We start from the raw sequence: 6,000 nt of genomic DNA on the forward strand, positions 1-6,000 counted from the left end.
ACGCATTGGAACCCTCGGCAGGCCCAATGTCCGGGCGGTTTCCTGTTCCAATTCCCGCCGGACCGGGCCCTCCCGCCGGGTGTCCCGTGGCTCAGTGGCCTTCGAGCACCCGGCCGAGGACCTCCAGCGCCTGCGGATAGGCGTGCTCGCGGGGCGTCCCGTATCCGACGACCAGTCCCTGCGGCAGGCCGTCGCCCGGGGTGTGCCAGTGCTCCCCGAGCCACCCCACCGCGAGCCCCTCCGCGACGGCCCGCTCCAGGACCGCGTCCTCGTCCCGCACGTCGACGAGCGCGTGCAGCCCCGCCGCGACACCCCGTACGCCCCGCAGCGGGCCCAGCCGCTCCAGCAGGCGGTCGCGCCGCCGCCGGTACCGCAGCCGGCTCGCGCGGACGTGCCGGTCGTACGCGTGGCCCTCGATCAGCTCGGCGAGGGCGAGTTGGCCGATGGACTCGGTGTGGTGGTCGCTGTGCAGCTTGGCGTCGGCGACCGCGTCGACGAGGTGCGGCGGCAGCACCATCCAGCCCAGCCGCAGCGCGGGACCGAGCGTCTTGGACGCCGTCCCGAGATAGGCCACGTGCCCGGGCGCCATGCCCTGGAGCGCTCCGACCGGCTGCCGGTCGTAGCGGAACTCCCCGTCGTAGTCGTCCTCGACGATCAGCCCGCCGCCCGCGCGTGCCCAGTCAGTGAGCGCCCGCCGCCGCTCCGGGTGCAGGGTGACCCCGGTCGGGTACTGGTGCGCGGGTGTCACGACGACGGCCGCCGCGTCCCCCGGCACGCCCGCGCCGGCTCCCCGCCCGTCCACCCGGACGGGGACCACGGTCCCGCCGTTGTGCCGTACGACGTCCCGGTGGAAGGGGAGTCCCGGGTCCTCCATGGCGATCGCGCCGGGGCCCAGCACCCGAGTGAGGAGGGCGAGCCCCTGCACGTATCCGGACGTCACCACGATCCGTTCGGGAGGCGCGATCACCCCGCGCGCCCGCCCCAGATACCCGGACAGCGCCGTACGCAACTCGATCCGGCCGCGCGGGTCCCCGTAGTCGTACGCCGGGGAGGGCGCGGCCGCCACCGCCCGGCGCAGCGCCCGGAGCCAGGCCGCCACGGGGAAGGAGCCCACGTCGGGGCTGCCGGGCCGCAGATCGAACAGGGGCGCACGCGCGCGTGCCGGGTCGCGTGCCGGGTCCGGGGACCGCGCGGGCAGCACGGCCACCTGGGTCCCCGAACCCTGCCGCGCGGTCAGATAGCCCTCGGCCACGAGCTGGTCGTACGCGGCCTTGGCCGTCCCCCGCGAGACCCCCAGCTCGACGGCGAGCCGCCGGGTGGCGGGCAGGAGGGTGCCGGGGGCGAGCCGTCCGTCGCGCACGGCGTCCCGCAGGGCCCGTTCGAGCCCCGAGCGGCGCCCCGCCCCCGCGTCCGGCTCCAGATGCAGATCGACACCGATGCCGGACCAGAAGTCGTCCACGACCAGCCGCCCCCCTCAGGACCGTCCCGTGCTCCCCGGCGGGCGCACCACGGCGGCGCGGCGTCCCGCCGCGTCGCATGAGCACCCGGACACGGCCAGTATTGGGGACGATCCCCCCGCCCTGTGACGCACCCGAGCCCGGCGCGGGGACCGCCCACCGGCCCCGTTGACCGGGTGCCCGGGGCCGGACCCCCCCCCGCACGACGGCACGGCCCCGGGCACGCCGATGGCCGGGTGTTCACGCGAACACCCGGCCATCGGTCGAGCGACGGTCGTCAGGGGCGCTCGCCGCGCCCCCGGGGAGAGGTCATCCCTTCAGGGACGCCATCCACGCCTCGACCTCGTCGGAGCGCCGGGGCAGCCCCGCCGACAGGTTCCGGTTGCCGTCGGCGGTGACCAGGATGTCGTCCTCGATCCGGACACCGATGCCGCGGTACTCCTCGGGCACGGTCAGGTCGTCGGCCTGGAAGTACAGACCCGGCTCGACGGTCAGGCACATGCCCGGCTCCAGCGTCGCGTCCACGTACGTCTCCGTCCGCGCGGCCGCGCAGTCGTGGACGTCCATGCCGAGCATGTGGCCGGTGCCGTGCAGGGTCCAGCGGCGCTGGAGCCCCAGCTCCAGGACCCGCTCGACCGGACCCTCGACGAGGCCCCACTCGACCAGCTTCTCGGCCAGCACGCGCTGCGCGGCGTCGTGGAAGTCGCGGTACTTGGCACCAGGCCGCACCGCGGCGATGCCGGCCTCCTGGGACTCGTACACCGCGTCGTAGATCTTCCTCTGGATCTCCGTGTACGTGCCGTTGACCGGCAGCGTGCGCGTGACGTCGGCCGTGTAGAGGGTGTGGGTCTCCACGCCGGCGTCCAGCAGCAGCAGGTCGCCGGAGCGGACCGGTCCGTCGTTTCGCACCCAGTGCAGCGTGCAGGCGTGCGGGCCGGCGGCGCAGATCGAGCCGTAGCCGATGTCGTTGCCCTCGACCCGCGCGCGCAGGAAGAAGGTGCCCTCGATGTAGCGCTCGCTGGTGGCCTCGGCCCTGTCGAGGACCTTCACGACGTCCTCGAAGCCGCGCACGGTCGAGTCGACGGCCTTCTGCAGCTCACCGGCCTCGAAGTCGTCCTTGACGAGCCGCGCCTCGGAGAGGAAGACGCGCAGCTCCTCGTCCCGCTCGGCGGTGACCTTGTCGGTGAGGGCCGCCTCGATGCCGGCGTCGTGGCCGCGCACGACCCGGACCGGTCCGGTCGCCTCGGCCAGCGCGGCGGCCAGCTCGCGGACGTCCGCGGCCGGGATGCCGTGCAGCTGCTCGGCCTCGGCGAGCGAGTGGCGGCGGCCGACCCACAGCTCGCCCTGGCCGCTGAGCCAGAACTCGCCGTTCTCGCGGTCGGAGCGGGGCAGCAGGTAGATCGTGGCCCGGTGGCCACCCGGCACCGGCTCCAGGACCAGCACGCCGTCCTCGGTCAGGTTGCCGGTGAGGTACGCGTACTCGACCGACGCGCGGAAGGGGTACTCCGTGTCGTTCGAGCGGGTCTTCAGGTTGCCCGCCGGGACGACCAGGCGCTCGCCCGGGAAACGGGCGGAGAGCGCGTCGCGGCGGGCGGCGGTGTGCGCGGCCTGCGGGATCGGCTCCAGGCCGTGCAGCTCCGTGTCGGCCCAGCCGGACTTCATGCTCTCGGCCAGCTCGTCGGACACGCCCGGGTACAGGCCGTTCTTGCGCTGCTTGATCGGCTCTTCCGGCTCCGCCTGGTCGGCGGCATCGTCAAGCACGGCTTCCGGGGTCTCCGGGGTGAGCGCCTCCGACACGGTCTGCCTCCTCTGTAAGTCTCTGGACGCCCTCCATCGTACGGTCGTGCTGAAGGGAGCCCAGGGCCGGAAGACCCATTACCGGAGTCCTACTCGAAGTGCGCCGCGAGGATCACCACGTCCTCGTCGCTGTCGGCCGCGTCCAGGCCGTCGGGGAGCACGGTCCTCAGCACGTGGTCGGCGACGGCTCCCGGGTCCGCGCGCAGCGCCCTCGGGACGCTCGCCGCGGCCGCGTGCAACCGCGCGAAGGCGCGGTCCATGGGGTCGCCGGTGCGGTGCAGCAGCCCGTCCGTGTACAGCAGAACCGTCTCTCCGGCCTCCGCCTCGAACTCCACGCTCGGCGCCTCCCAGCAGGCGAGCATGCCCAGCGGCGCCGACAGGGAGGTCTCCACGAACTCCGTGCGGCGCTCGCCGACCACCAGCGGCGGGCTGTGCCCCGCCCCGGCCAGCGTGATCTTGCGCAGGGCGGGCTCGCAGTACGCGAACAGGGCGGTGGCGGAGCGCGCCGGCTCGGTGAGCCTCAGCAGCAGTTCCAGGTCGGACAGGACGGCGACGGGGTCCTCGCCCTCCATCACGGCGTACGCGCGCAGGGAGGCCCGCAGACGCCCCATGGCCGCCACGGCGCTGGGGCCCGACCCGGTGACGGACCCGACCGCGAGACCGAGCGCCGCGTCCGGCAGGGGCAGAGCGTCGTACCAGTCGCCGCCGCCGCGCGGTCCGGTGCGGTGCCGGGCCGCGAGCCGGACGCCGGAGACGCGGGGCAGCCGCGAGGGGAGCAGTTCCTCCGAGATCGTCGCCATGCACGCGCGCGTGCGCTCCAGTTCCACCAGCCGGGCCAGGTGCTCGGCCGCGTAGCGCGCGTACAGGCCGACCAGGTGCCGTTGCCGCTCGACGGGCTCGGCGGGCTCGTCGTAGAGCCACACGGCGGCGCCGAGGCGTCCCGCCGTCTCCGTGGAGAGGGGGAGCGCGTAACTGGCGGCGTAGCCGAGCCGGGCGGCGACCTCGCGGTGCCGCGGGTCGAGGCCGTCCTCGGAGAGCAGGTCCGGCTGGGCGATCTCGCCCTCGCCACCGGGCAGGCCGTCGAGGATCCTTCCGTACGACATGGAGCTGCGGGGGACGGTCTCGATGTGTCCGAGGTCGGCCCGGGCGAGGCCGAGGCCGATGGTGGTGTCCGGTCCGAGGCCGTCACCCGGCTCCAGCACCACGAGACCGCGCCGGGCGCCCACGAGGGCGGCTCCGGCGCGCAGAAGTTCCTGGAGTGCGTCCGACAGCGACGCGGTGCGCGCCAGCCGCTCGGTCAGCTCGTGCAGGGTCGTGAGATCGGAGACCCAGCCTGCGAGTCTGTCCTGGAGAACGGCACCCGGGGCGTGCGGAGCGGCGTCCGAGGGGGCATCCGCGGCTGCCGGCATGGGCGCGACAGTGTGTGTGGGTGACGGAACCGTTGAATCGATTCCGGCCACTTTCGGGAGGTGAGGGGCGTTCATGGCGTCCGGCTTTCCGACCGGTGCGTTTTGCTGAATAGCATCGCAAACCCCCATGTCATTCTGCGCCGCTGGCAGTGTCTCCACATCTACACGCACTCAGGAGGGGATGTCCAGCATTGTCCTGCCGGGATTCCTGGTGTCCGTGCGTCTGTTGCGGAATTGCAAAGTTGGCTTAAAACTGACTCGAGTCTCGGCGTATTGCGGTCGACTGGCCTCGTTCGACGGAGCGTCACAGCGGTCGTGATGGGTACGTACTCGGTGAAGGCCAGGAGTGGTTGGGCTAGTCCCGGAACCTGGCGACGGACCCGGGCGTCCTAACCACCGACGACCGTGCCCCATCCTCCCGTGGCGGAGGCGGCTGGAAGTACGCGGGACGGCAATTCGCCAGGCGCCGCCACCCCACGCCATGCCCATGCTTTGGCCGGACGCAGCAACGGAAGCGGACGCGGCCAACGCGTGGCCCACGGGGGCGCCCCTTGTCCAGGACCGGGGCGTGATGCGACGGCAGATGCGCACAGTGAAGTGATCGACACATGGTGTGATGTGGTTCCTCGGCGTTCAACGGAAAGGAACGAGCGCACATGCGCGAGATCCTCGGAAGGCGACGAAGGCTCCTGTCCAGGCGAAACGACGGGAGGCCTGAGATGCTCAGTGCGGCCCTGACCTTCGCGACCGCATGGCAGTGGCCCGTACTCCCGGGCGTGGCTCCGGACCCGCAGGGGCGGGCCCGCTGCGCGTGCCCCGACGCGGAGTGCACGGTGCCCGGTGCCCACCCCTTCGACCCCGGCCTGCTCGCGGCCACCACCGACGAGCGCATGGTGCGCTGGTGGTGGACGAACCGGCCCTCGGCGCCGATCGTCCTCGCCACCGGCGGCGGCGCGCCGTGCGCGGTGAGCCTGCCGGCCCCTGCGGCCGCCCGGGCGCTCCGCGCGCTCGACCGCATGGGCATGCGCCTCGGCCCCGTGATCGCGTCCCCGACGCGCTGGGCGCTGCTGGTGAAGCCCTACTCCTTGGAGCAGCTGGGCGAGCTGCTCTACGCGAAGGACTACGTGCCCGGCTCGCTGCGCTTCCACGGCGAGGGCGGCTATGTGGCGCTGCCCCCGTCGGAGACGGGGCAGGGCCCGATCTGCTGGGAGCGGGCTCCGCTGCCCGGTTCGGCGGCCCCCTGGGTGCCCGACGTGGAGGCCGTGGTGGACGCGGTCGTGGAGGCCCTCACTCGTACGGGTGTGAGCGCCCCCGAGTTGTAGGCGTGCGGGCGCGGG

At 73.5% G+C, this 6,000-nt stretch carries 4 protein-coding genes; 1 reads left to right on the plus strand and 3 read right to left on the minus strand.

Annotation, left to right across the window (positions count from 1 at the left end; all coding sequences use genetic code 11):
* Nucleotides 1–91 precede the first annotated feature (91 nt).
* The 3 genes from pdxR to IE265_RS26180 all read right to left on the minus strand — a co-directional run bounded on the left by pdxR (nt 92) and on the right by IE265_RS26180 (nt 4,792).
* Entirely contained in the window at nt 92–1,459 is a 1,368-nt protein-coding gene (pdxR, locus tag IE265_RS26170; RefSeq protein WP_190038139.1) for a MocR-like pyridoxine biosynthesis transcription factor PdxR, read from the minus strand.
* A 307-nt stretch (nt 1,460–1,766) separates the two neighbouring features.
* The gene (locus tag IE265_RS26175; protein WP_373303018.1) at nt 1,767–3,254 is read right to left on the minus strand and encodes an aminopeptidase P family protein; all 1,488 of its coding nucleotides are present in this window, start codon (nt 3,252–3,254) and stop codon (nt 1,767–1,769) included.
* 89 nt (nt 3,255–3,343) lie between these two features.
* Nucleotides 3,344–4,792: a PP2C family protein-serine/threonine phosphatase gene (locus IE265_RS26180; protein WP_373303021.1), complete on the minus strand. Its 1,449-nt coding sequence runs from the start codon at nt 4,790–4,792 to the stop codon at nt 3,344–3,346.
* Between the two features lie 527 nt (nt 4,793–5,319).
* Here IE265_RS26180 and IE265_RS26185 point away from each other — a divergent pair.
* Complete coding sequence (locus IE265_RS26185) at nt 5,320–5,985, plus strand: bifunctional DNA primase/polymerase (protein WP_190038141.1); 666 nt, start codon at nt 5,320–5,322, stop codon at nt 5,983–5,985.
* Nucleotides 5,986–6,000: the final 15 nt, after the last annotated feature.

It is taken from the genome of Streptomyces fructofermentans, from assembly GCF_014651055.1.
Classification (GTDB): domain Bacteria; phylum Actinomycetota; class Actinomycetes; order Streptomycetales; family Streptomycetaceae; genus Streptomyces; species Streptomyces fructofermentans.